Annotated in this window: 24 protein-coding genes; 12 read left to right on the top strand and 12 right to left on the bottom strand. The window is 69.1% G+C overall.

The features are described 5' to 3' along the window. Window position 1: 1 nt before the first annotated feature. The 4 genes from Q9S78_RS11190 to Q9S78_RS11205 all read right to left on the bottom strand — a co-directional run bounded on the left by Q9S78_RS11190 (window position 2) and on the right by Q9S78_RS11205 (window position 2,679). Window positions 2-373: an RNA polymerase-binding protein RbpA gene (locus Q9S78_RS11190; RefSeq protein ID WP_018187978.1), complete on the bottom strand. Its 372-nt coding sequence runs from the start codon at window positions 371-373 to the stop codon at window positions 2-4. A 106-nt stretch (window positions 374-479) separates the two neighbouring features. Next, complete coding sequence (locus tag Q9S78_RS11195; RefSeq protein ID WP_311870238.1) at window positions 480-1,253, bottom strand: glycerophosphodiester phosphodiesterase family protein; 774 nt, start codon at window positions 1,251-1,253, stop codon at window positions 480-482. Beyond that, entirely contained in the window at window positions 1,250-2,212 is a 963-nt protein-coding gene (locus Q9S78_RS11200; protein WP_311870239.1) for an SPFH domain-containing protein, read from the bottom strand. The genes Q9S78_RS11195 and Q9S78_RS11200 overlap by 4 nt, the downstream gene beginning before the upstream one ends. Next, window positions 2,209-2,679, bottom strand: coding sequence for an NfeD family protein (locus Q9S78_RS11205; protein ID WP_311856771.1), 471 nt, complete (start codon window positions 2,677-2,679; stop codon window positions 2,209-2,211). Before Q9S78_RS11205 ends, Q9S78_RS11200 begins: the two co-directional genes overlap by 4 nt. A gap of 135 nt (window positions 2,680-2,814) precedes the next feature. Between Q9S78_RS11205 and Q9S78_RS11210 the strand changes: the two genes are divergently transcribed. After that, a complete protein-coding gene (locus Q9S78_RS11210) occupies window positions 2,815-3,576 on the top strand; it encodes an SDR family oxidoreductase (RefSeq protein WP_311856770.1) in 762 nt (253 codons plus the stop codon). Between the two features lie 16 nt (window positions 3,577-3,592). Here the strand turns inward: Q9S78_RS11210 and Q9S78_RS11215 are convergent, their stop codons facing one another. Beyond that, window positions 3,593-4,525, bottom strand: coding sequence for an AEC family transporter (locus Q9S78_RS11215; RefSeq protein WP_311870241.1), 933 nt, complete (start codon window positions 4,523-4,525; stop codon window positions 3,593-3,595). Window positions 4,526-4,609: 84 nt separating this feature from the next. On the opposite strand from Q9S78_RS11215, the gene Q9S78_RS11220 reads away from it, so the two are divergent. The 4 genes from Q9S78_RS11220 to Q9S78_RS11235 all read left to right on the top strand — a co-directional run bounded on the left by Q9S78_RS11220 (window position 4,610) and on the right by Q9S78_RS11235 (window position 7,310). Further along, entirely contained in the window at window positions 4,610-5,074 is a 465-nt protein-coding gene (locus Q9S78_RS11220) for a DUF2975 domain-containing protein (protein WP_116229080.1), read from the top strand. After that, window positions 5,074-5,295 (top strand): helix-turn-helix domain-containing protein, encoded by a 222-nt coding sequence (locus Q9S78_RS11225; protein ID WP_020097260.1) that lies wholly within the window; start codon window positions 5,074-5,076, stop codon window positions 5,293-5,295. The genes Q9S78_RS11220 and Q9S78_RS11225 overlap by 1 nt, the downstream gene beginning before the upstream one ends. Further along, window positions 5,288-6,298, top strand: a complete 1,011-nt coding sequence (locus Q9S78_RS11230) for a hypothetical protein (RefSeq protein ID WP_311870243.1) — start codon at window positions 5,288-5,290, stop codon at window positions 6,296-6,298. The genes Q9S78_RS11225 and Q9S78_RS11230 overlap by 8 nt, the downstream gene beginning before the upstream one ends. Before the next feature lie 85 nt (window positions 6,299-6,383). Then, window positions 6,384-7,310, top strand: a complete 927-nt coding sequence (locus Q9S78_RS11235; protein WP_311870245.1) for an aminoglycoside phosphotransferase family protein — start codon at window positions 6,384-6,386, stop codon at window positions 7,308-7,310. Here the strand turns inward: Q9S78_RS11235 and Q9S78_RS11240 are convergent. Next, complete coding sequence (locus Q9S78_RS11240) at window positions 7,291-7,764, bottom strand: hypothetical protein (protein WP_311870246.1); 474 nt, start codon at window positions 7,762-7,764, stop codon at window positions 7,291-7,293. The two genes, Q9S78_RS11235 and Q9S78_RS11240, sit on opposite strands and share 20 nt — an antisense overlap. Before the next feature lie 40 nt (window positions 7,765-7,804). Continuing rightward, window positions 7,805-9,034, bottom strand: a complete 1,230-nt coding sequence (locus Q9S78_RS11245) for an ROK family protein (RefSeq protein WP_020097263.1) — start codon at window positions 9,032-9,034, stop codon at window positions 7,805-7,807. Between the two features lie 187 nt (window positions 9,035-9,221). On the opposite strand from Q9S78_RS11245, the gene Q9S78_RS11250 reads away from it, so the two are divergent. The 5 genes from Q9S78_RS11250 (at window position 9,222) to Q9S78_RS11270 (ending at window position 14,960) form a co-directional block, all read left to right on the top strand. Beyond that, on the top strand, window positions 9,222-10,466 hold the full coding sequence (locus Q9S78_RS11250) for an ABC transporter substrate-binding protein (protein ID WP_018186797.1): 1,245 nt from the start codon (window positions 9,222-9,224) through the stop codon (window positions 10,464-10,466). Between the two features lie 65 nt (window positions 10,467-10,531). Continuing rightward, window positions 10,532-11,470 (top strand): carbohydrate ABC transporter permease, encoded by a 939-nt coding sequence (locus Q9S78_RS11255; protein ID WP_311870248.1) that lies wholly within the window; start codon window positions 10,532-10,534, stop codon window positions 11,468-11,470. Then, complete coding sequence (locus Q9S78_RS11260; RefSeq protein ID WP_018186795.1) at window positions 11,467-12,315, top strand: carbohydrate ABC transporter permease; 849 nt, start codon at window positions 11,467-11,469, stop codon at window positions 12,313-12,315. The genes Q9S78_RS11255 and Q9S78_RS11260 overlap by 4 nt, the downstream gene beginning before the upstream one ends. A 31-nt stretch (window positions 12,316-12,346) precedes the next feature. After that, window positions 12,347-13,627, top strand: a complete 1,281-nt coding sequence (locus Q9S78_RS11265) for an ROK family transcriptional regulator (protein WP_311870250.1) — start codon at window positions 12,347-12,349, stop codon at window positions 13,625-13,627. A gap of 22 nt (window positions 13,628-13,649) precedes the next feature. Continuing rightward, a complete protein-coding gene (locus Q9S78_RS11270; RefSeq protein ID WP_311870251.1) occupies window positions 13,650-14,960 on the top strand; it encodes a glycoside hydrolase family 27 protein in 1,311 nt (436 codons plus the stop codon). A 10-nt stretch (window positions 14,961-14,970) separates the two neighbouring features. Here Q9S78_RS11270 and Q9S78_RS11275 read toward each other — a convergent pair whose 3' ends face one another. From Q9S78_RS11275 to Q9S78_RS11290, 4 genes are read right to left on the bottom strand one after another with little or no spacing between them, the layout of a single operon-like run. Beyond that, complete coding sequence (locus tag Q9S78_RS11275; RefSeq protein ID WP_311870252.1) at window positions 14,971-17,223, bottom strand: beta-L-arabinofuranosidase domain-containing protein; 2,253 nt, start codon at window positions 17,221-17,223, stop codon at window positions 14,971-14,973. Then, complete coding sequence (locus Q9S78_RS11280) at window positions 17,220-18,689, bottom strand: alpha-N-arabinofuranosidase (protein WP_311856761.1); 1,470 nt, start codon at window positions 18,687-18,689, stop codon at window positions 17,220-17,222. Before Q9S78_RS11280 ends, Q9S78_RS11275 begins: the two co-directional genes overlap by 4 nt. A 32-nt stretch (window positions 18,690-18,721) precedes the next feature. Next, on the bottom strand, window positions 18,722-20,764 hold the full coding sequence (locus Q9S78_RS11285; protein WP_311870254.1) for a glycoside hydrolase family 31 protein: 2,043 nt from the start codon (window positions 20,762-20,764) through the stop codon (window positions 18,722-18,724). Beyond that, complete coding sequence (locus tag Q9S78_RS11290; protein WP_311856758.1) at window positions 20,761-21,765, bottom strand: LacI family DNA-binding transcriptional regulator; 1,005 nt, start codon at window positions 21,763-21,765, stop codon at window positions 20,761-20,763. Before Q9S78_RS11290 ends, Q9S78_RS11285 begins: the two co-directional genes overlap by 4 nt. 187 nt (window positions 21,766-21,952) lie before the next feature. Here Q9S78_RS11290 and Q9S78_RS11295 point away from each other — a divergent pair, with 187 nt between their 5' ends. Next, on the top strand, window positions 21,953-23,656 hold the full coding sequence (locus tag Q9S78_RS11295; RefSeq protein WP_311870255.1) for a glycoside hydrolase family 35 protein: 1,704 nt from the start codon (window positions 21,953-21,955) through the stop codon (window positions 23,654-23,656). Here the strand turns inward: Q9S78_RS11295 and Q9S78_RS11300 are convergent, their stop codons facing one another. Next, entirely contained in the window at window positions 23,657-23,959 is a 303-nt protein-coding gene (locus Q9S78_RS11300) for a DUF427 domain-containing protein (RefSeq protein ID WP_018186787.1), read from the bottom strand. A 64-nt stretch (window positions 23,960-24,023) separates the two neighbouring features. Between Q9S78_RS11300 and Q9S78_RS11305 the strand changes: the two genes are divergently transcribed. Continuing rightward, entirely contained in the window at window positions 24,024-25,346 is a 1,323-nt protein-coding gene (locus Q9S78_RS11305; RefSeq protein WP_311856755.1) for an MFS transporter, read from the top strand. Window position 25,347: the final 1 nt, after the last annotated feature.

Raw genomic sequence — 25,347 nt, forward strand, 5'->3', positions numbered from 1 at the left:
GTCAGGCGCTCAGTTTGCCGGAGTTCTCGCCGCGTCGGGACCGCAGGAGAGCCAGTCGCTCCTCGAGCAGCTCTTCGAGCTCGGGGATGGTGCGACGCTCCATGAGCATGTCCCAGTGCGTGCGAGCGGCCTTGTCACCGGAGTGGTCCACCACGGCGACGGTGTCGCCGATGCGGCGGAGTGCTTCGGCTCCGCAGGTCCGGCATTCCCAGGCCTCAGGGACCTCAGCGTCTGCAGCGAAGGTGAGAACGGTCTCCCGCTCGCACTGCGTGCAGACGTAGGTGTGGTTGGTGCGCTCTACGAATACGACGCCTTCTTCGCTCTGTAGGCTCGAAGCGCCGAGACGCATGCCGCGAAGGCTGCGATCTGCCATTGTGTGGTCCTCTCGTCGTCCTCAGGTATAACGAACCCACCTGTGCGGATCATCCGAGAAGACCTCAATCGATGTGGTATTCACAGCCGACTTCCAGGCCCGGAGGTTATAGCGATTTCGCCCGTGCGGCCGCGCCGAGATCGGCTCGGTCCGTGACGATGCCGTCCACCCCGACACCGATCAGTCGTGTCATGGCGTCGGGATCGTTCACCGTCCAGACGTGGACTTCGATGCCCCTCGCATGAGCAAGATCGAGCAGCCGGCGCGTCAGGATCGGGATGCCGCGGTGGCGTTCGGGGATCTGCAGGGCGTCCACCCCGTCGAGTCGTCGCGCAGCGAGGCGGGGGAGGCGCGCCGACAGCGCGGCGAGCACGCCGGCGAGCGTCCGTGAGCCCGCCGAGGTCGCCGGCTCGCCGCCCTGCGACCGGGCGGCCGCGAGGGCGACCTCACGCCGGCGATCCGAGAAGCTCGTGAGGAGGACGCGGTGGGCTTCGCGTGCGACGAGCGTGCCGACCTGGTGGGCGGCGGCATCCGCTTTCACATCGAGGTTGAATCGGGCATCGGGGAACGCCTGAAGGACGTCGGGGAGCACCGCGAGACCGCCTCGCGTCGACATGATGTCGGTGAGCTCTCGGGTCCGTATGTCAGCGACGCGGCGGGGATCGCCGGTGACGCGGCGAAGGTCATCGTCGTGGAAGAGGACGACGTCGCCGTCCGCGGTCAGGTGGCAGTCCGACTCGAGATAGAGCGTCCCCGTCGCCCGGCCCGCCGCGAGGGCGGCGACGGAGTTCTCGGCGACGTTCTCGGAATCGGGCGGCACGAAACCGCGGTGGGCGAGGATGCGGGGGGTCGCCTCACCGAGGAACCACGGGTGGGTCATGACGTCGGAGTCGTCCCGTCTGCGGGCCTCGGCTTCGAGGCGTGCGCGTCGGAGCCGCCGAAGGCCGTGCTGAACGAATTGAGGGCGTTCGTGAACTCGCTCGGGATGATCCAGAGCTTGTTCGAGGAGCTCTCGCTGATCTTCGGCAGCATCTGCAGGTACTGGTAGGCGAGGAGCTTCTCGTCGGGATCACCCTTGTGGATGGCCTCGAAGACGAACTGAATCGCCTCGGCCTCGCCCTCGGCGCGGAGGACCGCGGCCTGCTTGTCGCCCTCGGCGCGCAGGATCTCGGCCTGACGTCGCCCCTCGGCCTCGAGGATCTGCGACTGCTTGGAACCTTCCGCGGTGAGAATCGCGGCGCGGCGGTCGCGCTCTGCGCGCATCTGCTTCTCCATCGAATCCTGAATAGACACCGGCGGGTCGATCGCCTTCAGTTCGACGCGCGAGACGCGGATGCCCCACTTCCCCGTCGCCTCGTCGAGGACGACGCGCAGCTGAGTGTTGATGTTGTCCCGGCTGGTCAGTGCCTCTTCGAGGTTGAGACCACCGACGACGTTGCGGAGCGTGGTCGTCGTCAGTTGCTCGACGGCGCCGAGGTAGTTGTTGATCTCGTACGTCGCTGCCCGCGCGTCGGTGACCTGGAAGTAGACGACCGTGTCGATGGAGACCACGAGGTTGTCCTCGGTGATGACCGGCTGAGGCGGGAACGAGACGACCTGCTCGCGCATGTCGACCAGCGGCAGGAGGCGGTCGATGAACGGGATGAGGAGGTTCAGTCCGGGGGACAGGGTGCGCTGGTAGCGCCCGAGTCGCTCGACCACCCCGGCGTAGGCCTGCGGGATGATCCGGATCGAGCGGAAGAGGACGACGACGACGAAGATCGCGACGACGACCAGCAACACGACGACGAAGATCTGACCGACGAAGTCACCGACGTTGACGGTGAGGGGGATTCTCATGCGGGGTTCCCTTCTTCGGGTGCCACCACGACGGTGGCGCCGCGGACGGCGGTGACGGTGACGCGCTGACCGGGGGAGACGGATGCCGCGGCATCCGTCAATCGCGCCGTCCAGGTCTCACCGTTGTCGAGCTTGACCGAGCCGTCGCCGTCGACGAAGGCCGAGACGACCCGCGCGGACATCCCGGTAAGAGCGTCCACGTTGGTCGGGATGTGCTGACTCGAGCGGTGCAACGCCCGCAGCAGGAGCGGACGGATCGTGAACAGCAACAGCGCCGAGACGGCCGCGGCCGCGAGGATCTGGAGCCACCAGACGCCACCGACGAGGTTCACTCCCAGCCCGCCGACCAGCGTGCCGGCAGCGAGCATGAGGAAGGTGAATTCGAGGGTAAGCAGCTCGATGATGACGAAGAGGACCGAGAGCACCAGCCAACCGATCCACAGGTACTGGATGAGGTCCGGGAACATCGTCGGCTCCTTCGGTGGGCGTGTCCTCGCACACTACCAACGGGCTCCCTCGCGCGGGTCGGACGCGCCGGATTGATAGGCTCGTCGAGCCCCATCCGCCTCGCGCACCCGCCGAGCACCTCGCAGGAGAGCCCCATGTCGCAGCCCGTCCCCGCCGCATCCCTGACCGGTAAGACCGCCCTGGTGACCGGGTCGTCGCGAGGCATCGGCGCCGACACGGCGCGCTATCTGGCCCAGGCGGGCGCGAACGTGGTCATCAACTTCCGCAACAAGGCTCCTCGAGCCGAGAAGCTCGCGACCGAACTGCGGGGGCTCGGCGTCGAGGTGCTCACCGTCGGCGCTGACCTGACCGATGCGGCATCCGTGTCGGAGATGGTCTCGGCGATCGAGGAGCGTTTCGGCTCGCTCGACATCCTCGTGCTGAACGCGTCCGGCGGCATGGAGGGCGGCATGGCCGAGGACTACGCCCTGACCCTGAACCGCGACGCCCAGGTGGGTGCGCTCAAGGCTGCGCTCCCGCTGATCCCGGCCGGTGGCCGCGTCGTTTTCGTCACGAGCCACCAGGCCCACTTCATCCACACGACGCCGACGATGCCCGAATACGAGCCCGTCGCCCGCTCCAAGCGTGCCGGCGAGGACGCCCTGCGCGAGCGGATCCCGGCTCTCACCGAGAAGGGCGTCGAGTTCGTCGTCGTCTCGGGCGACATGATCGAGGGCACCATCACCGCGACGCTGCTGGAGCGCGCCAACCCCGGTGCGATCGCCGAGCGTCGCGAGAGCGCCGGCAAGCTCTACAACGTGTCGGAGTTCGCGGCCGAGGTCGCCCGCGCCGCGGTGGAGCCGATCCCCGCCGACAACACTCGCCTCATCGGCGACACGAGCTCGTTCGGCGTCTGACGGCGCCCCGGCGGGTTCAACCGCCCGGTCGCAGGAGCAGGACCACGACGAACAGTACGGGGACGCATCCGATCGTCGTCACGAAGACGGTGTCCCGGGCGATCGTCTGCCCGGTCGCGTATCGCTGCGCGTAGTTGAAGACGTTCTGCGCGGTCGGGAGCGCGGCGAGCACGGTCACGACGAGGACCTCGGCGGGGGAGAGGCCGAAGACGAATTGTGCGAGGACCCACGCCACGACGGGCATGAGGAGCAGCTTCAGGCCGGCGGCGAGGAGGATGTCGCGGCGTCGTCCCGGCGTGCCCAGGACCCGCTGGCCGTGGAGTGAGATGCCGTAGCTGATCAGCAGCACGGGGACGGCGGCGCCGGCGATCAGCTCCATCGGCGCGATCACGATCTGCGGAAGCGGGATGCCGGTGGCCGAGACGATCGTGCCGAGAAGCGATCCCACCACGATGGGGTTCGTGATCGTCCGGCGCAGGATCGGCCACGGCCGCCGTCGTCCGTCCGTCGTCAGGGCTTCGAAGATCGCCATCACGACGGGTGTGAGCACGAGCAGCTGGAAGAGGATCACCGGTGCGGGGTACGCCGCGCTTCCGAGCACGTAAAGCGACAGCGGGATGCCGATGTTGTTCGAGTTGACCTGACCGGCCGAGAGGAGGCCGATGAGGATCTCGCCGGCCGGTCGTCGCCAGACCAATCGCGACACGGCGGCGAAGATGGCGAACACCGAGACGGCTGCGAGCGCCGAGACGGGCAGGAGCGCGGAGAACAGCGTCGCGACGTCGGCGCGCGCCAGCACGACGAAGAGGAGGAACGGACTCAGCACGAAGAATGTGATCCGACCGAGGACCTGGCCGCCGGTGGGACCCAGGAGGTCGATGCGTCCGATGATCCACCCGACCATGATCGCGACGCCGATGACGGCGAATCCGGTCAGCACCTCGATCATCATTCGAGCCTACGGGGAGCCGCGGTTGCCCGGAGACGGGGGAGTGGCTATCGTTTGTCGATAGATGGCTATCGAAAGGCATTCATGGGAAGCGCGACGATTCTGACCTTGCGGGCCCTTCTCGCCCTTTCACTGATCGGGTCGCTGTGGGTGCAGCTTCTCGTGCTGCCCGCACTCTGGGGCGACCTAGCGACGGTTCCGATCGGGTTGCGCGTGACCGTCATCATGATTCTCGCCCTGTGGCTCGTATGCCTTCAGGTAGTCGCACTATGCATCTGGCGACTCGTGTCGATGGCCGCCGCCGACGCGGTGTTCTCGGCCGGGGCGTTCCGCTTCGTCGACGCCGTCATCGGTGCGATCGCCGTCGCGGCGATCCTCACCGGCGTTCTCGCGACGCTGATGGCGCCGGGGCCCGCCGCACCCGGGGTGGTCGGGATCGTCTACGGCGCTGCGCTGGCGACCGGGGGAGTCGCGCTCGTGGTCGTCGTGATGCGGTCACTGCTGCGGAAGGCGATCGAGATGCGTTCCGAGCTCGACGAGGTCGTCTGATGCCCATCGTCGTCGACATCGACGTCATGCTCGCGCGCCGGAAGATGGCCGTGGGCGACCTGGCAGCACGTATCGGCATCACACCCGCGAACCTCGCGGTGCTGAAGAACGGACGGGCGAAAGCCGTCCGGTTCACGACGCTCGACGCGCTCTGCGAGGCGCTCGACTGCCAACCGGGTGACCTGCTGCGCTGGGAGCCGGCCGAGGATACGGGTGGCTGACGCACGGCGTGTGGCCGTCGGCATCCGAGTCCTCACAGCGGTGGTGGCGGTACTCGTCGCCGCCGCGATGATCGCTGTCGCCGCCGCGACGAGCGAGGAAGGCGAGGGCACGACGGTTCTCGTGGGGACGCTGGATTCGCCGCAAATCGTGGCCGTGCTCATCCTGCTGGGCATGATCGACCTCGCCGTCCTCGTCTTCAGTCTGCGAGCGACGAGGGTCGCGGCCCGCGTTGCCGTGATCGTGGCGAGGGTCGCGGCAACCGGAGCGGTGCTCGTCGCGGGAGCAGGTGTGTTCCTGGCGACGTTCCCGACCACCATCGTGTCGCCGCTCATCGACGATGATGGATGCGACACCGGTTACCTCGTCCGCGAGGAGAACCACTGGCTGTCGAGCTCGAGCTCCCTGTACCGCATGGACGGTCTCGTTGCGACGAGCGTGGCGTCGATCTGGAACGCGGATGGCGGGATGCCGTTCCATGAGGGCGCATACGGCGTTTCGGACGAGAACGGAACTCTCCGGGTGTCGGCTGCCTCCGTCGTCGAGACGGTGACCGTGCCTGAGCTGACGGGGCACGTGCCGGAGTGCGGGAAGAAGCGTCCGACGTATCAGGCAGGTCGTCCGGCGCCGACGCCGAGTGCGCCGACACCCGTCAGTCTGGGACGCGCCGAGGCGGAAATGGAGCGCATGTACGCAGCCACGCTTGCTGCTGTTCCCGGAGCCGTCGGCACGGACGGCCGCGCCGTGGCGTCGTCCGCGCCGACACGGACGACATGCGATCGGGGCGCATCGCAATCGGCGCTGACGTTCGCATTCGCAACCGAGGACAACGCGACGTCGCTGGAGAGGATCCTCGCGACGTGGGATGCCGCCGGGTATGAGGTCGATCGTGCGATCCAGACGGACATCCGCTTCGATCCAGTCACGACGGTCACCCTGCGCATCGTCGATCGTTCAACGATCGACGGAACGATCCACGGGACGATCACCACGGGATGCCTCTGAACCAGATGAGTCATCCGATAATGTACATTATGTCAACTCAGCGACGGGCGACGACGCAGGTGCTCCCCGGCCAGAGGATGGACGGGTGACCGACCAACGGAGCGACGATTGCGAGATCGACGTGCCGGACGGCGGCGCGGACGTTCGCGCGGTCGCGTCGAGGTTCTGGCCGGAGTGGGACTGGACGGCGGCGCACGTGACGCACGGTGCGTTCCATAAGGTCGCGCTCCATCCGGAAGGTCTCGTCGTCCGTGTCGCGATCGGACGGGATGCCGCTGCGCGTACGGCTCGCGAACGCGGCATCCTGAGCGCATTGTCGCGGACGACCGTCAGCGTCCCGCTCCCCGAACCGCTCGACACGCCTGCCGCAGCGATCGCTGCGGGTGCATCGCTTGTGAGCAGGGTTTCCGGGCGCCCGGGGGAACGAGCGGACGCCTCGTCGGCGGACGGCTTCGCGGCGTACGGTGCGGCGCTCCGCAGCCTGCGTGACGTGCCGCTCCCCCGGCTGGACGAGCTCCCCGTGCCGCGCGCGTGGTGCGGTGGACCCGCGTGGCCGAGCGTCGTCGCCGACCGGCTCGTTCCACGGCTCCCCACCTCCGTGCGAGCGTTCGCGCAGGATGTCGTCGGGTTCGTGGATGGCTCCGCGCCGACGGATCTCGTGCTCGTCCACGGGGACTTCGGCCCTCACAACATGCTGTGGGACGGTCCTCGGCTCTCGGGACTCGTCGACCTCGATCACGCGTGCATCGGAGATCCCGCCATCGACATCGCACCGCTCGTCGGGATCCACGGCGCGGCCGCCGCCGCGCAGATCTGCACCGATGAGGAGCTCAGCCGGGCCATGCAGCACCGCGCCTCGCTGCCGCTTCAGGTCGCCGCTGCCGCGGATCTCGCCGGGCTTGCGGGTCTCCGAGATCACGCCCTCCGGAACTTCTCGCAGCGCGTCGCTGAGGGCACCGTCTTCGATCCGGCCGGTTCACGGCCCCGAGGATCTAGCCTGGGTTCTCGTTGAGGACACGCTGCAGGTAGTCCTGGAACCTCTCGAATCCGCCTTCGAGGGCGAGGGCCAGTTCCGCCGCGCTGCCGACCACGACCGCGTCGTCAGGATCGGGGAAGTCATCACCGTCGTGGATGCCGGCGATGCCGAGGTAGGTGGGATCGCCCTGCGGATTGACGATCATCAACCTCCCCGCTGTGCACAGGTCGAACACGAAGGCGCACTCCGACGAGCTGAGGGTCGCGTGCGGGAGTGTTCCTGTGACCGGCTCAGGCTGGTCGAGGACGTCCAGGGCCAGGTCGCTCCGGGCCCCGTCGAAGGACAGCGCGGCACCGTCCGCAGAGAACAGCCCGCTGCCGTCGGAGTGCACCGACAATCCACGTGCATCGAGGAACGCGGCCAGGCTGTCCCGGTCGGCGTCGCCGAGATCGCCGCCGTCGATCGGGTAGAAGCTCAGGGAGAAGCCCATGTCCTCAGTATGGCCGGCCGCACGCCGGTTCGACCGGCGCTCACAGGGCGAGCGGAAGACGCGTCGTCGAGAGGCCGACGTCGCCGAGGAAACGCTCGAACGCCAGCGTCGCCATCCCGATGGCGACCGAACTCCCCCGCACCGTCGACACCCCGAGTTCCCGCGGCGTGGTCGCGCCGATCGGTGCCCGGCGCTGCAACTCGCGCCTCGTCGGCTCGACCAGGTCATCGCCGAGCGTCCACGCGGTCCAGCCCGTCAGCATCATCACCTCGGGATCGATGATCGAGGCCAGGTCGCCGAGCGCCGCCCCGAGGTAATGGGCTGTGCGCGCCAATACGTCGTCGATGACCGGGTCTCCCCCGGCCCGGCGGTGCGCCTGTGCCAATCCGTCGATGAACTCGCGCTGCGGGACGACGGCGAGCTCGTGATCGGGAGCGATCTCCCGAAGGGTGACCTGGATGCCGGGTGCCCCCACGTACGCTTCGACGCATCCCCGGCGACCGCAACGGCAGGTGCGCCCATCGAGGACGAGAACGGCGTGACCCCACTCCCCTGCGCTATGCGTCGCGCCCCGCAGGATCTTCCCCTCGAGCACGATGCCCGCTCCGACACCCGTGCCGAGGTTGGCGATCACCATCGAGGCCGCGGTACGGCCCCGCCCGAACCAGAGTTCGGCCGTCGCGATGGCTTTCAGCGGGTTCTCCACGACGAGCGGAAGACCGATGCGCTCACGCAGCTGGCGGAGCACCTCGACGTTCCGCGCGGCCCAGCGGGGAGCGACGGCGTCCGCCGACTCCTCCGCACTGATGAGGCCGGGCAGGGCGATGCCGGCGCCGAGGACACGCTCGCGGTCGATCGCCGTCTCGCGGAGAGCCGTGTCGACGGCGCGGACGATGGTCTCGGTCACGCTGCTCGCCGACGGAAGGGACTCGTCCATCGGGACCTCGACGGAGCCGATCTCCTCGAGGCTCGCGTCGAACACGATCGCGCGGACGTACGTCTCGGCGACGTCGATCCCGAGGATGCGGCCGCGGTCACCGTTCACCCGCAGCATCGTCGTCGGTCGTCCGGCACCGAGTGCCGAGCTGCCGGCATCCACCACCAGGCCCTCGCCGCGGAGCTCCTGAACGATGGTCGCGACGGTGGCGACGCTCAGCCCCGTCGTCTGGGCGAGCTCGTTACGCGTCGAGGTTCCCGCCGAGAGCAGACCGTGCAGGACGTCGAGACGCGACTCGCTGCGGATGTCGCGCGACGATCTCTTCCCGACCACTGTCTCTTCTCTCCGGCATCCCCACGACCTACGCGACTGCCTGCATGAATACTGCCAGAGCCGAACCGATTCTGGATCAGGGGTAGACCACCCCTTCTTTTAAGCGTTAGATTAAGGGCGATCGGTGCGACGGCGGACCGATCGGATACCCGTATCGCCGTCACCATCCCGCAGAGAGGCGAGAAGGATGACATCACCCAAGCGACGCAAGCTCGCAATCACAGCAGCACTCCTCAGCGCATCCGCGCTGTTGATCTCCGGATGCTCGAGCGGCGCGGGCGGCGGTGCGGACGGCCCGATCACGCAGTTCTACCACCAGTACGGCGAAGACGGCGTCCAGGATGCCGTCAACCGCTGGGCGGACGATTACAAGGACGCCAAGATCGACCTCCAGTGGGTCGAGGGCGACTACGCGCAGCGCGTCAACGCCCTGCTCGCATCGGGCCGCGGGGTCGACCTGTTCGAGTACAACGCGATCAACGTCGAGGCGGCCCGACAGGGGCAGTACGCAGATCTCACGGACATCGTCGAGCCTGTCAAGGACGACATCCTCCCGATCGCCCTCAAGCCCGTCACGATCGACGGCAAGTACTACGGCATCCCGATGATCACCGATGCCCAGCTCTTCGTCTACCGGCCCTCCATGTTCAAGGAAGCCGGCATCGAGGTCCCCACGACGTGGGACGAGCTCGTCGAGGCGGCCAAGAAGCTCACGAACGCCGACCACAAGGGCCTGTTCCTCGGCAACGACGGTGGCGCGGGCATCCTCGCAGCCAACCTGCCGCCGGCAGCCCCCGGCGGCATCATCAACGACGAGAACACGAAGGTCTCGCTCGACTCGCCCCAGCTCGCCGACGCGCTGACCTCGGCTCACGATCTCTACGACTCGGGCTCGCTCCTGATGGGCGCACCGACCGACTGGTGGGACCCGACGTCCTTCATCGCCGGTGATGTCGCGATCAGCTGGCAGGGCCTGTGGGCGATCCCCGCCCTCAAGAAGGCGCTCGGCGACGACGTGGGCGCATTCGCGGTCCCGGCGCTCGAAGGCGGACAGCCCATCGTGGGCGTCTCGCAGTGGAACGAGATGGTCGCCGGCAAGTCGGGCAAGATCGAGAAGGCGAAGGAGATCGCCAAGAAGCAGTGGATCGACGACACAGACTGGCAGATCGAGTTCAGCACCAAGTACGGATTCCACATCCCGCCGCTGAAGTCCGCGCGCGAGCAGGCCAAGAGCCTCGGTGACGGCATCGCGAAGGACATCGTCGACCTGACCACGGAGTACGGCTGGACCGGCGGCCCGTACTACACGCCCGCGATGAGCACAGCGCTCACCGACGCGGTCAACCGCATCGTCGTCGAAGGCGCGGACGCGAAGTCCGAGCTGGCTGCGGCTCAGACCACGATGCAGGGCATGCTGGACGCACTCCAGTGACTCAGCTCAACACTCCGGTGGCCCGGGTCTCAGACCCGGGCCACCGGCCCACTCCCCCGCCGTCCGTGCCGCGACGCCGGCGTCCGATCCGAGGCACCCGGCGTGCCTTCTGGCTCTTCGTCAGCCCGTTCTTCCTCGGCCTGCTGATCTTCAGCATCATCGCGCTGTTCTGGGGTTTCTATCTCAGCTTCACGCGCGCCGTTGCGACCATCACGCCGACCGACTTCGTCGGCTTCGACAACTACGTCTCGCTGCTGACCGACCCGAGCTTCCTGTCATCGCTCCTGTCGTTCACCGTGTTCGCGGTGCTTGTCGTGCCGACCACCCTCATCGTCTCGCTGGTCCTTGCGATGCTGGTGGCGAACCTCCCCGTGGCCCGCGCCTTCTTCCGATCCGTCTTCTTCCTGCCGACGGCGTTCTCGTACGTCATCGCGTCCTTGATCTGGAAGCTCGGCATCTTCAGCGGATCGACCTCATCCGTCGCCAACTCGGTGCTCTCCTCGCTCGGGCTGCCGACGGTGGATGCCTGGCTGACGCAGTCGCCCTACTACTGGGTCGTCATCGTGAGCGTCCGCCTGTGGCTGCAGGTCGGGTTCTACATGCTGCTGTTCATCGCCGGCCTCCAGCGGATCCCCGAGACGCTGTACGAGGCCGCGGCGATCGACGGCCTGTCCCGCGGACCCCGGCGATTCTTCTCGATCACGTGGCCCCAGCTCCGCCCCACGACAGCGGCCGTCATGCTCCTCCTGCTGGTGGCGGCGTTCCAGGCGTTCGACGAGTTCTACAACCTCGTCCGGACGATCCCCTCGGTCCGACCACCTCTCCTCTACATCTACAACCTCTCGTTCCAGCAACTCGACTACGGCAAGGGTTCCGCGGGTGCGTTCGTCGTCACGGCGATCGTCGTCCTCGTCGCCCTCCTGCAGTCGCGCTTCTTCGGATTCGGTGCCGCTGACGAGACGAAAGCGCCGCGCCGCGGTGCCAGGAAGGGACGCGCCTCATGAGTGTCGTCGGAAACCCCGTCCGCCGGAGGGTCGAACTGACCTTCCGCTACGCGGTCCTCATCGTCCTCGCACTGCTGTTCCTGATGCCGCTGTACGTCATGGTCAAGACCGCGGTCTCGCAGCCCGAGGACGTCACCTCCAAGACGTTCGTGTGGTGGCCCACGAACCCCAACTGGGGCAAGTTCGCGGAGATCTTCGCCGACGAGCGCTTCGGACAGTCCCTCGTGACCTCGGCGATCATGGCCGTGTCGATGACCGTGGGGCAGATCATCATCGGCGCCCTCGCGGGGTACGGGCTCGCCCGCATCCCGAACCGCGCCTCGAAGCCGCTCCTGGCGCTGACCGTGACGATGCTCCTCATCCCGAGTGCCACCACGTTCCTCCCGAACTACCTGATCGTCTCGTGGCTCGGATGGACCGAGAGTCTGCAGGGCATCGTCATCCCGACGCTGTTCACGGCGTTCAACGTCTTCCTCTTCCGACAGTTCTTCATCTCGTTCCCGAGGGAACTGGAAGAGGCCGGCAAGCTCGACGGTCTCGGATACATCGGCACCTTCGTGCGCGTGGTGCTGCCCAACTCGCTCGCTTTCGCCGCGGCTCTCACCGTTCTCGGCTTCCTCGGCGCATGGAACGCGTTCCTCTGGCCACTCGTGGTCGCCGGTACGGGATTCGGCGCGCTCACGGTGCAGGTCTACCTGTCGTCGTTCATCACGGCGCAGACCTTCGACTACACCGGGTTGTTCGCCGCGGGCTTCCTCGCCTCCATCCCCGTCCTGCTCGTCTTCATCCTGCTGCAGCGGTGGCTGCTGCGCGGTGTCGCGGAGACAGGCCTCGGGGGCGCCTGAGCCCCGCTCGGGTCAGAGACCTGTGACGACCATGACCCGTACTCGATCCTCGAGTGAGATCCGCGACGCCTCCCGGCGCGAGATCGTCCGCGCACTCGTCGTGCAGGGGACGGCCACGCGGACCGAACTCGCGCACACGACGGGACTCAGCGCCGCGACGGTGTCGAACCTGGTCGCGGAGCTAAGGGAGGCCGGGTTCATCGCGGATGCCGGGACCGACAGCGCCGGCACCGGTCGACCGACGACGGTGCTGCGGATCGACGGCGAGGGAGGCTCCTTCCTCGGGATCGACCTCGCCGAGACCTACGTCCGTGCCGTCGTGTTCGACGCCGCCGTGACGGAGATCGGCGCCGCGAACGTCGAGATCGATGAGGAGTGGGTGTCCGTCGACAGCGTCGCCGATGCTCTCCTGCGTGCCGTCGACCTGGCGCTCGAGAGAGGCGGCCGCGCGCCGAGTGACATCCTCGGGGTGGGCCTCGGCCTGCCAGGTCTCCTGTCGACGGACCGCGCCGGCACCGTGGCGACGCCGGGATGGGCGGCGCACGTGGGCCGATTGGAGGACCGCGTGCGCCCGCGCCTCCCGGGACCCCTGGTGACGGCCAACCCCCTGCAAGCCGTCGGACATTCGGAGATCTGGTTCGGCGCCGCGCGCGGGCGCTCGAGCGCTGTCGTCGTGAATCTCGGCACGGGCGTCGGTGCAGGCATCATCGTCGAAGGGCGGGTCCTCCGCGGTGCGACGCATACGGCGGGCGAATGGGGCCACACGGTCCTCGAGCTCGACGGGCGCGCATGCCGCTGTGGCCGCCGGGGGTGCGTCGAAGCGTACGTGGGGGTGCCCGGCATCCGTCACACCCTCAGCGAGGTGGATCCCGATCACGCGCTCCTGCAGCTCCACCAACGGGAGTTCATCGAGGGGCTCCGCGACGCGGTGGGCGATCCCCCCGTCGCCGAGACGCTCGCGCGGACCGCGCGGTATCTGGGCATCGCCCTGTCGGACATCGTCGCGGTGCTCAATCCGGAGGTCATGACCCTCACCGGTTGGACCGCGTGGGCGCTCGGAGACGCGCTGCTGCCGGCCGCGCGGATCGCCCTCGCCGAGCGTGCCCCGGAACTGACCGCCGCGCGTCTCGACCTCGGAGTGTCGCCGGTCCAGGTCAACAGCGTCGCGACGGGAATGGCCGTCCTCGCCTTCGAGAACCACCTCGACTCGAGCGCTCTCGCCCGCCGCGCGCGGTCGCGCCCCGGTCCGCGGGTGGACCCGCCCGGTCCCTCACCGACCCCCTCATCCGCCCCTCAGCCCGTCGCCGGCTGAGGACGAACCCGACAGGAGTCACATGGTCCTCGCACGCCCGGATCGCCCGCCGATGGGATGGAACAGCTGGGACTGCTTCGGCACGACGGTCACCGAAGCGGAGGTGCTCGCGAACGCCCGCTTCATGGCGGAGCACCTGCGGGACGCAGGGTGGGACACCATCGTCGTCGACGCGGACTGGGCGGATCCCGACGCCCGCTCCCACGGCTACAACGATGACGCCCGGCTGCACATCGATGAGCACGGGCGACTCCTCCCCGACCCGGCGCGCTTCCCCTCCTCGTCCGGTGGCGCGGGATTCGGACCGCTCGCCGCGCAGATACACGCGCTCGGTCTGAAGTTCGGGCTGCACGTCATGCGCGGCATCCCTCGTCGCGCGATGGCGGAAGGCCTGCTGCTGCACGGCACCTCGACGCCGCTGTCGGCGATCGCCGACTCCGCGAACGACTGCGAGTGGAACCCCCATTTCGTGGGCATTGATCATGCCCATCCGGATGCCGCGGCCTACTACCGTTCGACCGTCGCCCTCTACGACGCGTGGGGTGTCGACCTCATCAAGGCCGACGACATGCTCTGGCCCTACCAGGAGCGGGACATCTCGGCCTACAGCGCGGCTGTGGAGTCCGCAGAGCGCGAGATCATCCTCAGCCTCTCCCCCGGCCGCGACCTGTCCGCGGCTCACCGCGAGCATCTCGCCGAGCACGCGAGCATGTGGCGCATCTGCGATGACGTGTGGGACCGGTGGGAGGATGTCGCAGACAACCTCGGACGCATGGCACGGTGGGCGCCGCATGCGCGCCGGGGTGCCTGGCCGGACGCCGACATGCTGCCGCTCGGCCGCATCGGGATCCGTGCCGAGCGCGGCGAGCCACGAGACGATGCGCTCACCCCCGCCGAGCGGCGGAGCCTGCTGACACTCTGGACGATCGCCCGCTCGCCGCTCATGTTCGGGGGCGACCTGCCCTCGACCGAGCCCGAAACGATCTCACTCCTGCAGAGCCCCGCCCTGGTCGACCTGCTGACGCGAGCGGAATCGTCCGGTGAGATCCGACGCGAGAACGGCCTCGTCCTCTGGCGCGCGATCGGCGGCGCCACGACGTGGATCGCGGCGGTCAACACCACCGGCTCCGCATTGACGGCGACCTTGGACACGCGGGACCTCGGACTCGGCCCCGCACCCAGGTCGATCGTCGACGTGTGGACGGATGCGACCGTGCCCATGCGCCCGGGTCGGCGGGGAGACGAGACCGTGCGCGGCGTCGCGCCGGACTCGACCGCCGTCGACCTCCGCCTCGACGCGCACGCGTGCGCGTTCTGGCGTCACGACGCCTGACGGCCGTCGGTCAGGCGACCGCCGCGCTCATCAGGCGGGCTTCGGTGAGGCGCGGAGTGCCCTCGCCTGCCCCGTCCACCACGACGACCCAGCGAGACCGCCCGTCCGCGTAGGCGGCGAGGTCGATCTCCATGCCGTCGCCGTCGCCGGCGTCGATGATGCGATCGATCACGACGTCGTCCCCGATCCCGACGATCATCCGCCGGCCGACCGCATCCGAGAGCCAGGAGACACGCAAGGTCGCGGCCGACGCACCCCAGTCCTGCAGGACGAACGTCGACGGACCGAGGAACCTCCGCCAGTGCACCGCGTTGTATCCGGACTCCGTGCCGGCCAACGTCAGGGCGTGATCGGATTCCGGCTGCTGCTGACCGAACGTCACCGCGTCGATCGTGCGGGAGTCGAGCTCGTCGGCGCGTGCGTCCTCGGCGAGGAGCGCGGTGAGGCGGGTCGCGGCATCCCCGTCTGACGCGAACGGGAAGGCGAGGATGTAGCGATCATCGTGCAGAGAGGCGAAAGGTTCGAGGACGATCTCGCGCCGGGTCGGGGTCGCCGGCAGCACGACGACGGGGCCTCCGGATCGGTCCGCCGACCGCACGTCTTCGGGTGTCAGGATCGGCGCCGCTGCGAGCGGGAGCAGCGCCCCGCGGGCGATGTGGCCCATGCGGGCGTCCGTCGCGAGCGGGTCGACGGCGGGATGAGTGAGACGCTCGGCGAGGACGCGCGGCCCATCGACGAGGGTCGCCCACCCGGACCCGTCGGGGGCCGCCTCGACGCGGAGCACAGGCGGCAGCGTGAGCCGGACCGTTGTGCGGTCGGTCCACGTGCGATCGATGCGGAACCAGCCATCGGGCGCCGGCCGGTACGCGGTGCCGTCGACCAGGGCCTCCGCCGTCCCGGCATCCACCCCCTCCGGCAGACGGATCCGCAGAACGAAGGAGCGCGGAGTCGGCACGCTCACGTGGATGCTCGCGTCGTCCCCGAACGGACGGTCTGTCTCGGTCTCGACGACGACGTCCTCGAGTTGGGCGCGTGCACCGACGAGGAGGTTCACGTCGACACGCCCGGGAGCCTGCGCGAATGCCGCGGCGGCGAACCGGGCAGGAGCCTCGAGACCGGTGCCCATGCAGCACCAGAATCCCGTCTCGCGTCGGGAGTAGACGCGATGGTGGCCCGGCCTGTGCGACGTGAAGTACACGATGCCGCCGTGGTCGGGATGCTGCGCCGAGAGCACGTGCGCGCTGAGGGCGCGGTCGATGTATGCGAGGTGCTCGGCGCCGCCGTCGAGCCGGTGGAGCTCACGGGCGAGTTCGACCATGTTCACCGTGTTGCACGTCTCGGGGCCCTCGCGCGCCGTGAACATGGTCGACCAATCGTCGCGCGGCGGGAAGTGCTCGCGCACGCTGTTCCCGCCGATCGAGGTCGTCCGGTGCCGCGTGACGCTCTCCCAGAAGGTCCGGGCCGCGGCGGCGAACTGCTCGCCCCGGCCGAGTCCGGCGAGGACGGCGTGTCCGACGACGATCGGGATCTGCGCGTTGGCGTGCAGTCCGTCCAACGGATCACGCCCCGCCGCGAGCGGCTCCCACAGGGCGCGGACGGCGAGACGGACGGCGAGCCCGCCCGGGCGCTCGTCGTCGGTGAACTGCGACCATCGACCGAGGGATGCCGCCAGGCCACCGGATTCGGTCCGGAGGACCATCTCGACGTCGGCGTCTCCGAGCGGTGCGAACACCCGCAGCCACCACTCGACGAACTCCGCCGCAACGGTCCGTCCGAGCGCGGAGTTGGCGTACACCGCGGCGTCGATGACACCCGTCAGCGTCTTGTGGAGGTTGTACAGCGGCACCCACCGCCCGTCGAGATCGAACGTCTGCGCGTCGATCCGTCCGTTCTCGATCTCGCTCCAGAGGGCGACGCCGTCCGGCACGCCCCCGACGTAACCCGTGCCGTGAGCGACCTGGCAGTCGCGGAGCCCGGTGAGCAGCAGCTCGAGACGCTCGCGTGCGGCGGCCGACCCGCCGGCCGCGTGCGCCGACAGCGCGCTGAGGACGTGCCCGAGCGTGTGCCCGTCGAGTCCCTCCGACTCCCAGCCGCCGTATCCCGGACCCGTCGCCAGCCCCGCCTCCCGGCGGAACGGCGCGAGCAGCCGCTCGGGGTCGAGGTCCAGCGCCGTCCGCAGAGCGCGCTGCTGCGCGGCGGCGAACGGACCGTTCGTCAGTGCGACGGCGGCGAGCGGCAGCAGCTCGGCTGCCGTCTCGCTCATCCGACTGCCCGCACCCGCACCGTCACGATGCTGCGCGGCGGCAGCGCGAGACGGATGTCGGTGCCCGCGACGACGGTGCCGGCGAAGTCGACCGGGGCGACGGCATCCGGTTCGTCGAAGGTGTTGTGAGCGGATGCCGCCGCGTGCAGGATCCGGGCGCTCACGACCTCGCCGATCCGCTCGGGCAGCCGCAGTGCGAGCTCGGCCTCGGTCTCGAGGTCCCAGTTGACGGCGCTGACGGTGTAGACGCCGTCCTTGACGCTGACGGTGTGGTCGAGGTGCGCTCCGCCACGACCGCCCGAGCGCCCGCCGTCGTCGACGGTCTCGACGAAATCGGCGTCCTGGTGGTCGATGTACATGCCGAACGCGTGGAACGTCGGGGTCTTCAGCAGGCGCGGGCCGTCGGTGAGGAGCATCGCCTGGAGGACGTTCACCATCTGCGCGATGTTCGTCATCCGGACGCGGGCGGCGTGACGGTGGAAGATGTGGAAGTTCACCGCCGCGACCATCGCGTCGCGCATCGTGTTCTGCTGGAACAGGAAGCCCGGGTTCGTCCCCTGCTCGACGTCGTACCAGGTGCCCCACTCGTCGACGAAGAGGCCGACGCGGCGCGCGGGGTCGTGCCGGTCCATGATCTCGCCGTGACGGCGCAGGAGCGTGTCCATCTGCCGCGTGCGGTGGATCGTGTCGTACCAGGCGGCGTCGTCGAAGCTCAGCGCGGCGCCCTTCACGTCCCACTCCCCCGTCGGGAGCGTGTAGTAGTGGAGGCTGAGCGCGTCCATGTGCCCGGCGGCCCGCGCCATGAGGACGTCCGTCCACTCGTAGTCGTCGGCGTTCGCACCGCACGCGACCTTCGCGACGTGGCTGTCCCCGTAGTCGCGCACGAACGTCTGGTACTGGCGGTAGAGGTTCGCGTAGTGGAGAGGGAGCATGTTGCCGCCGCATCCCCAGCTCTCGTTTCCGACCCCGAAGAACTGCAGCTTCCACGGCTGGTCGCGCCCGTGCGCACGGCGGAGTTCGGCCATCGGGGTGTGCTTGTCGAGGGTCATGTACTCGACCCAGTCCTGCATCTCGGCCACCGAGCCGCTGCCGACGTTGCCGTTGACGTAGGCCTCGGCGTCGAGCTGGTGGAGGAGCTCGAAGTACTCGTGGGTACCGAAGGTGTTGGGGTCGACGACACCGCCCCAGTGCGTGTTGACCATCGCGCGACGCTGCTCGGTGGGCCCGACGCCCCCGAGCCAGTGGTACTCGTCGGCGAAGCAGCCGCCGGGCCAGCGGACGACGGGCACCTTGATCTCGCGGAGGGCCGCGATCGCGTCGGTGCGCAGACCGTTCTTGTGCGGGATCTCGTCCTGCTCGCCGACCCACAGGCCCTCGTAGATGCCGCGACCGAGGTGCTCGGCGAACTGGCCGTAGATGCGTCGGTCGATGCGGTGGGCGCGGGTCGTCGCGGTGATGAGGCTCATTCGGTTCTCTCCATCGAGGGTGTGAGGTCGGATCAGGACAGGCGGATGTCGGGCAGGTCAGCGAGTCGGGCGAGCGCCGATCCGACGCGGCCACCGCGGTGGAACACGGGAATCGACGCGAGAGGGGCGTCGACCGTCACGGTCTGACCGCCGGCGTGCGACGCTCCGCTCCGCGCGTCGGTCCATGCCGTCCCCGCGGGCAGGTAGACGTCCCACCGGGTCGCCCCCGGCTCGGTCACCGGGGCGATGAGGATGTCGGGCCCGAAAAGGTACTGCCCCGGTGTCGTCCACGCCCGCTCGTCGTCGGGGAACTCGAAGAACATGCCGCGCATGACGGGGGCTCCGTCACGGTGAGCGTCCGCCATCGCCTCGCGGGTGTAGTCCCGCAGGTCCTCGCGCAGCCGGATGTACTCCACGAGGAGGGCCTCGATCTGCTCGCCGAAACTCCACACCTCGTTGTCGGCCCCGGACCCGACGCGCGCGACGCCCTGGGCGTCGACGACGGGGATCCCGGGTACGCGATCGCCGTGCAGACGCATGACGGGACTGAAGGCCCCGAACTGGAACCAGCGGATGAGGAGCTCGTGGAACGCGGGCTCCCGTACATCGCCGCCGGTGAACCCGCCGATGTCGGTCGTGAACCAGGGGATGCCGGCGGCCCCCATGTGGATCCCCGCGGCGATCTGCGCCTTCAGGTCGGCGAAGGTCGAGTGGACATCGCCCGACCACACCAGCGCGCCGTGCCGCTGCGATCCGGCCCAAGCCGCCCGGACGAGTGAGACCGGCTGATCGTTGCCGTCGGCACGGAGGCCGTCCGCGATCGCGCGGGTGAACTCCCGCGGGTAGAGGTTGGCGACCTGTGCGCTCGACCCCGCAGCGAGCCGGTAGTTCTCGAAGTGATAGGCCCCGTACTCGGGTTCGGCCTCATCGAGCCAGAACGCGGTGATGCCGTAGGCGCCGTAGTTCTCGGCGAGCTTCTGCCACAGGAACTCGCGCGCCCGGGGTTCGGTCACGTCGAGGAACCGCGTGTATTGGCCGTCGAAGTAGTACTGGACGTCGATCCCGCGCCGGGTGCGCACGAGCATGTTCCCGTCGCGCAGCTCGTCCCAGTTCTTGGACTGCGGCACCACCTGCGGCCAGACCGACACCATGAGCTCGATCCCGAGCTCGCGGAGCTCCGCCGTCATCGCGGCGGGGTCGGGCCAGAACTCCTCCTCGAAGCTCCAGTCCCCCATCCACCGCCAGTGGAAGAAGTCGGCCACGATGACGTCGATCGGGATGCCGCGGCGGCGGTACTCGCGCGCGACCGCCAGGAGCTCGTCCTGGGTCGAATAGCGCAGCTTGCACTGCCAGAACCCGAGGCCGTATTCCGGCATCATCGGCGCATGACCCGTGGCTTCCGCGTACGCGGCGGCGATCTGCGACGGACGCGGATCCGCGCACACCCACCAGTCGAACTGGGTCGCGCTCTCGGCTTCCCATTCGGTGCGATTCGCCCCGAACACGGCGCGGCCGATCGCGGGGAGGTTCCAGAGGAAGCCGTACCCGGCACTCGAGACAACGAACGGGACGGAGGTCTGCGAGTTGCGGTGCGCGAGCTCGAGCACCGTGCCCTTCAGGTCGACCAGGTCCTGCTGGTACAGCCCCATCCCGACGAGGTGCTCGTCCGCCGGGGCGGCGAGGCTCAGCCGCAGCCGGTGGTCGCCGCCTTCGGTCGGACGGAACTCGCGCGCGGCGAGTTTGAGGGCCCCGCCGTCGCGGATCTCCTCGAACAGGAGGCGGCCGTCGGCATCCTGCACCTGCAACCGCAGTCGGGGCGTGTGGAACCCCACCGACCAGTCGTGGTAATCCTCTTCCTCGGCGACGACGCGGACACCACCGGCCGCGACGGTCGCGACGGCGCCCTCGATGGACACCTCGGCGCGGGAGTCGGGCACCTCGACGAGGGCGCCGGGAGCGTCGTCGATCGGGCCGAGAGCGGCGCGCACGCGCACGCCGCTCCCCCAGGCCTCGATCGAGACGGTCTGTCCGTCGCCGCGCCAGAGCACGCCGGTGTGCGAGGGGTGGAACGTCATGAGGTCGCCTTTCGGGGAGCGGTGGCCGTGCTCCCGCGCACGACCAGTCGGGTGGGGACGAACAGTCGCTGGACGGCGGCGGTGTCGTCGATGCGCGCGAGGAGGACGTCGACGGCCGCGCGCCCGACCTGCTCGAACTCCTGGTGGACGGAGGTGAGCGGCGGCCAGAACTGCCCCGCCTCGGGCATGTCGTCGAAGCCCACGACGCTGACCTGCGAAGGAATCGCGACGCCCGCCTCGTGGAACGCGCGGAGCACCCCGAGGGCCATCTGATCGTTGGCCGCGAACACGGCGGTCACGGCGGGTTCCCCGCGCAGACGGCATCCTGCGTCGTATCCAGACTGCGCACTCCAGTCCCCGCGCTCGAGGGTGGGGGCCGTCCGCCCCGCGGCGGTCAGCGCCACCCGCCATCCCTGCTCGCGGCGGACGGCGGAATACGAGCTCACCGGGCCCGCCACATGGTGGACGGTCTCGTGCCCGAGCTCGAGGAGGTGCGTCACGGCTTGACCGGCGCCCATCGTCTGATCCGTGTCGACGAAGGAGCGGTCATCGAGGGCGGACGCATCGACCACGACGACGGGAAGGTCGTCGGGAAGGGGCAGATCCTCTCCCGCCGAGAGGTGATCGCCGATCGCGATGACGAGCCCGTCGACGGCCTGGTCTCGCGCACGCTCGATCGCCTCGACGACGGCGCTGCGGTCGAATCGCGAGGTCGGCACGAGGGCGACCGCATAGCCGGATGCCGCGCCCGCGCGGGAGATCGCCTCCCACGTGCGGACGCTGCCGTACGACGTCAGATCGCTCATGATGACGCCGATGCTCCGATACCGGGCTGAGCGCAGTGCACGCGCCGCCCGGTTCGGCCGGTATCCGAGTTCCCGCATGCTCGCCAGGACGCGCTCCCGCGTCGGCTCGTCCACCCGCGCGCCGCCCGTGACGACGCGGGAAACCGTCTGCGCCGAGACGCCCGCGTGGCGAGCGACGTCGGCCTGCGTGGGCACGCCGTGAGGTGTTCCGCCACGACGTGCCACGGGCTCGTCGAGGGGTGCATCGGCACCCGTCTCCGGGGCCGGTCGCGTGCTACGCTGAGGCGACATGATTGCGTAAACATAGCAGTTCGCGCAGCGCCACGTCACCCCTCCTCGACGCAGGCGGGTACCCGGACGAACAGCTCCGAGCGGAGATCACATGAGCACTTTCGCCATCGGCGACCGCGACTTCCTGCTGGACGGCCGGCCCCATCGGATCATCTCCGGCGCGATGCACTATTTCCGGATCCATCCCGGCGACTGGGCCGACCGCATCCGCAAAGCACGCCTCATGGGGCTCAACACGATCGAGACCTACGTCGCCTGGAACGCGCACGAGCCCGTCGAGGGCCAGTGGAGCGAGGAGGACGGCCTGGACCTCGGCCGCTTCCTCGACCTGATCGCCGCCGAAGGGCTGCACGCCATCGTCCGCCCCGGCCCGTACATCTGCGCCGAGTGGCACAACGGGGGCCTCCCGACCTGGCTGACGGCGACCCCCGGCATCCGGTTGCGACAGACGGATGCCGCCTATCAGGCAGCGCTCGAGACCTACCTGCGCCGCGTGTACCGCATCGTCGCGCCCCGGCAGATCGACCGCGGCGGCAACGTCGTCCTCGTCCAGATCGAGAACGAGTACGGTGCCTACGGCTCGGACAAGGACTACCTGGCGGAGCTGGTCCGCGTCACGAGGGATGCGGGCATCACGGTGCCGCTCACCACGGTCGACCAGCCCGAGCCCGACATGCTCGAGGCCGGGTCGCTCCCCGGCATCCATCTGACCGGTTCGTTCGGCTCGCGGGCCGGCGAACGTCTCGCGACCCTCCGACAGCACCAGCCCACGGGACCCCTCATGTGCTCGGAGTTCTGGGACGGATGGTTCGACTGGTGGGGCAGCACGCATCACACGACGGATGCCGGCGCCGCCGCTGCCGAACTGGACGACCTCCTGGCCGCCGGAGCCTCGGTGAACATCTACATGTTCCATGGCGGGACGAATTTCGGGACGACGAACGGCGCGAACGATAAGGGCCGATACCTGCCCATCGTGACGTCCTACGACTACGACGCCCCGCTCGACGAAGCCGGCGATCCCACGGCGAAGTTCCACGCGTTCCGAGAGGTGATCGCGAAGTACGCCGACGTCCCGGACGACGTGCCGCCGTCGGCGACGCCCCGTCCGGAGTTCTCCGTCGCCCTGACTCCGCGCCGCACGTCCGACGCCGGAGTGCAGCGCTCACTGCCCGGGAGGGTCACGTTCGAGGATGCCGCTCACACCGGCACGCTCCTCCGCTACGACGTCGCGCTGCCGGACGGATTTCCCGGCGGCGTCCTCGCGATCGGCGAGGTCCGCGACCAGGCGTGGGTCTCGGTCGACGGCATCCGGATCGGATCGCTCTCGCGGACGCGCCACGAACACGCCCTCCGGCTGCCACGGGGCTCGGCGCTCTCGATCCTGGTCGAGGAGCAGGGGCGTGTGAACTACGCCGAACGGCTGGGCGAGGTGAAGGGTCTCATCGGTCCGGTGACCGTCGACGGCCGGGATCTCGCAGGCTGGCGGACGACGCCGGTCCTCCTCGAGGACGCCTCGGCGGCGCCCGAGCTGTCGGTGGCGGAGGGCGCTTTCGACCTCGAGACAGCGACCGACCTCTACCTCGACACCACGGGGTGGGGGAAGGGGTACGTCTTCGTCGGCGACTTCCTGCTCGGTCGCTACTGGTCCAACGGACCGCAGCAGACGCTCTACGTGCCGGCGCCCGTCACCCGTGCCGGAAGGAACACCCTGACGGTCGTCGAGCTCGAACAGCCTCTGGCCGAGACGGCGCGGTTCGTTCCCCGTCCCCTTCTCGGCCCGCTGGAGGAGTGATCAGGCTCCGACGGTGACCCCGGGCGCGAAGGCGACGTAGCCCGAGAAGTCCGCACCCACACGGTCGAATGCGGACGGGTACGGGTTCGGGTACGACCAGGCGCCGTCGGACAGGCGTTCCGAACCGGCCTCGATGTGGAAGTACTGGCATTCGCCCTTCCACGGGCACGTGTACGGCGTCGGGCTCTCGACCAGCACGCCCTCCTTGACGGATGCCGGCGGGAAATAGGCGTTCCCTTCGATCCGGATGATCTCGTCGTCATTCGCCTCTGCGATGACCGTCTCGCCGATGGTCGCCTTCATGTCGTTCTCCGCTCATCCGGTGGTGTGGCCTCAGCGTACGCCCGGCGGAGAGTAGCGTGGGCGGGTGGACGCAGTCGGACGAGCGAACGGTCCGGGTCTGCGAGCCTGGCTCATCTGGGGCACCGGTGTCGCCGCGTACATGTTGGCCGTCACCAACCGCACGTCCCTGGCTGCGGTGGGCGTCGACGCCGCCGACCGGTTCCAGGCGGATGCCGCGACCCTGTCGCTGTTCGCGGTGGTCCAGCTCGCCGTCTACGGCGGTATGCAGATCCCCGTGGGCGTCCTCCTCGACCGCTACGGCTCCCGACCCATCATCACGATCGGGATGCTGCTGATGGCGGCCGGCCAGCTGACGATGGCCCTGTCCCCCAGCGTCGGCGTGGCGATCGTCGCGCGCATGCTGCTCGGAGCGGGCGATGCCGCCGTCTTCCCCGCTGTCCTTCGCCTGGTGGCGACGTGGTTCCCGGCACAGCGCGGGCCGCTCATGGTGCAGTTGACCGGCATCCTCGGGCAAGCGGGTCAGCTCATCGCGGTCATCCCCATCGCCGCCGTCCTCCACGCGACGGACTGGAGCGTGACGTTCGGGGGGATCGCCGGGCTCTGCGTGCTCTTCGCTATCCTGGTCTTCGCGATCGTCCGCAACCGCCCGCCCGAACTCGCGCGCGACGTCAGCGTCGACACCGACACCGGCGCCATCCGCGTGGTGACGTCGACGATCGACACCGGGGTCGGCATCCGCGCAGCACTCGCCCACCCGGGGACGCGACTGGCTTTCTGGTCGCACTTCACGACGCCTTTCGCGGGCACCGCGTTCATCCTGCTGTGGGGTTTCCCGTACCTCACCGCGGGCGAAGGGCTCACCGTGGGCCAAGCCGGCGCGCTCACCTCGATCTACGTCTTCGCCGGGATGGCGCTCGGTCCCGTCCTCGGAGAGCTGTCGCGGAGAGCGCCCCACCGGAGATCGCGTGCCCTCGTGCTTCCCGCCGTCGGGTTTCAACTCCTGGCGTGGTCGGCCGTCATCCTATGGCCGGGGCGTTCACCGATCTGGCTCCTCGTCGTCCTGCTGATCGCCCTCGCCATGGGCGGGCCGGCATCGATGATCGCCTTCGACCACGCTCGGACGCACAATCCGTCTCACCGGCTCAGCACGGCGACCGGGGTCACAAACGCGGGTGGGTTCCTCGCTGCCCTCCTCGCGATCTTCGCGATCGGCTTCGTGCTCGATCTGCAGGGAGCGGGCACCCCCGACACCTACCGACTCGATGCCTTCCGCATCGCGTTCCTCGTGCAGATCCCGCTGTGGGTCCTCGGTGCGGTGTTCATCAGCATCGAACGGCGGCGCACCCGCATCCATATCGGGATGGACCAGCCCCGCCGGCGCGTCTGAC

Source organism: Microbacterium aquilitoris (assembly GCF_031932285.1).
Lineage (GTDB): Bacteria > Actinomycetota > Actinomycetes > Actinomycetales > Microbacteriaceae > Microbacterium > Microbacterium aquilitoris.

Bases quoted from the DNA above. Each gene is read 5' to 3' on its own strand.
- Q9S78_RS11205 (WP_311856771.1), bottom strand. From the start codon at position 2,679: ATGTTCCCGGACCTCATCCAGTACCTGTGGATCGGTTGGCTGGTGCTC.
- Q9S78_RS11225 (WP_020097260.1), top strand. From the start codon at position 5,074: ATGCCCATCGTCGTCGACATCGACGTCATGCTCGCGCGCCGGAAGATG.
- Q9S78_RS11210 (WP_311856770.1), top strand. From the start codon at position 2,815: ATGTCGCAGCCCGTCCCCGCCGCATCCCTGACCGGTAAGACCGCCCTG.
- Q9S78_RS11260 (WP_018186795.1), top strand. From the start codon at position 11,467: ATGAGTGTCGTCGGAAACCCCGTCCGCCGGAGGGTCGAACTGACCTTC.
- Q9S78_RS11280 (WP_311856761.1), bottom strand. From the start codon at position 18,689: ATGAGCCTCATCACCGCGACGACCCGCGCCCACCGCATCGACCGACGC.
- Q9S78_RS11270 (WP_311870251.1), top strand. From the start codon at position 13,650: ATGGTCCTCGCACGCCCGGATCGCCCGCCGATGGGATGGAACAGCTGG.
- Q9S78_RS11250 (WP_018186797.1), top strand. From the start codon at position 9,222: ATGACATCACCCAAGCGACGCAAGCTCGCAATCACAGCAGCACTCCTC.
- Q9S78_RS11240 (WP_311870246.1), bottom strand. From the start codon at position 7,764: ATGGGCTTCTCCCTGAGCTTCTACCCGATCGACGGCGGCGATCTCGGC.
- Q9S78_RS11275 (WP_311870252.1), bottom strand. From the start codon at position 17,223: ATGAGCGAGACGGCAGCCGAGCTGCTGCCGCTCGCCGCCGTCGCACTG.
- Q9S78_RS11300 (WP_018186787.1), bottom strand. From the start codon at position 23,959: ATGAAGGCGACCATCGGCGAGACGGTCATCGCAGAGGCGAATGACGAC.
- Q9S78_RS11195 (WP_311870238.1), bottom strand. From the start codon at position 1,253: ATGACCCACCCGTGGTTCCTCGGTGAGGCGACCCCCCGCATCCTCGCC.
- Q9S78_RS11220 (WP_116229080.1), top strand. From the start codon at position 4,610: ATGGGAAGCGCGACGATTCTGACCTTGCGGGCCCTTCTCGCCCTTTCA.
- Q9S78_RS11295 (WP_311870255.1), top strand. From the start codon at position 21,953: ATGAGCACTTTCGCCATCGGCGACCGCGACTTCCTGCTGGACGGCCGG.
- Q9S78_RS11215 (WP_311870241.1), bottom strand. From the start codon at position 4,525: ATGATCGAGGTGCTGACCGGATTCGCCGTCATCGGCGTCGCGATCATG.
- Q9S78_RS11285 (WP_311870254.1), bottom strand. From the start codon at position 20,764: ATGACGTTCCACCCCTCGCACACCGGCGTGCTCTGGCGCGGCGACGGA.
- Q9S78_RS11190 (WP_018187978.1), bottom strand. From the start codon at position 373: ATGGCAGATCGCAGCCTTCGCGGCATGCGTCTCGGCGCTTCGAGCCTA.
- Q9S78_RS11200 (WP_311870239.1), bottom strand. From the start codon at position 2,212: ATGAGAATCCCCCTCACCGTCAACGTCGGTGACTTCGTCGGTCAGATC.
- Q9S78_RS11265 (WP_311870250.1), top strand. From the start codon at position 12,347: ATGACCCGTACTCGATCCTCGAGTGAGATCCGCGACGCCTCCCGGCGC.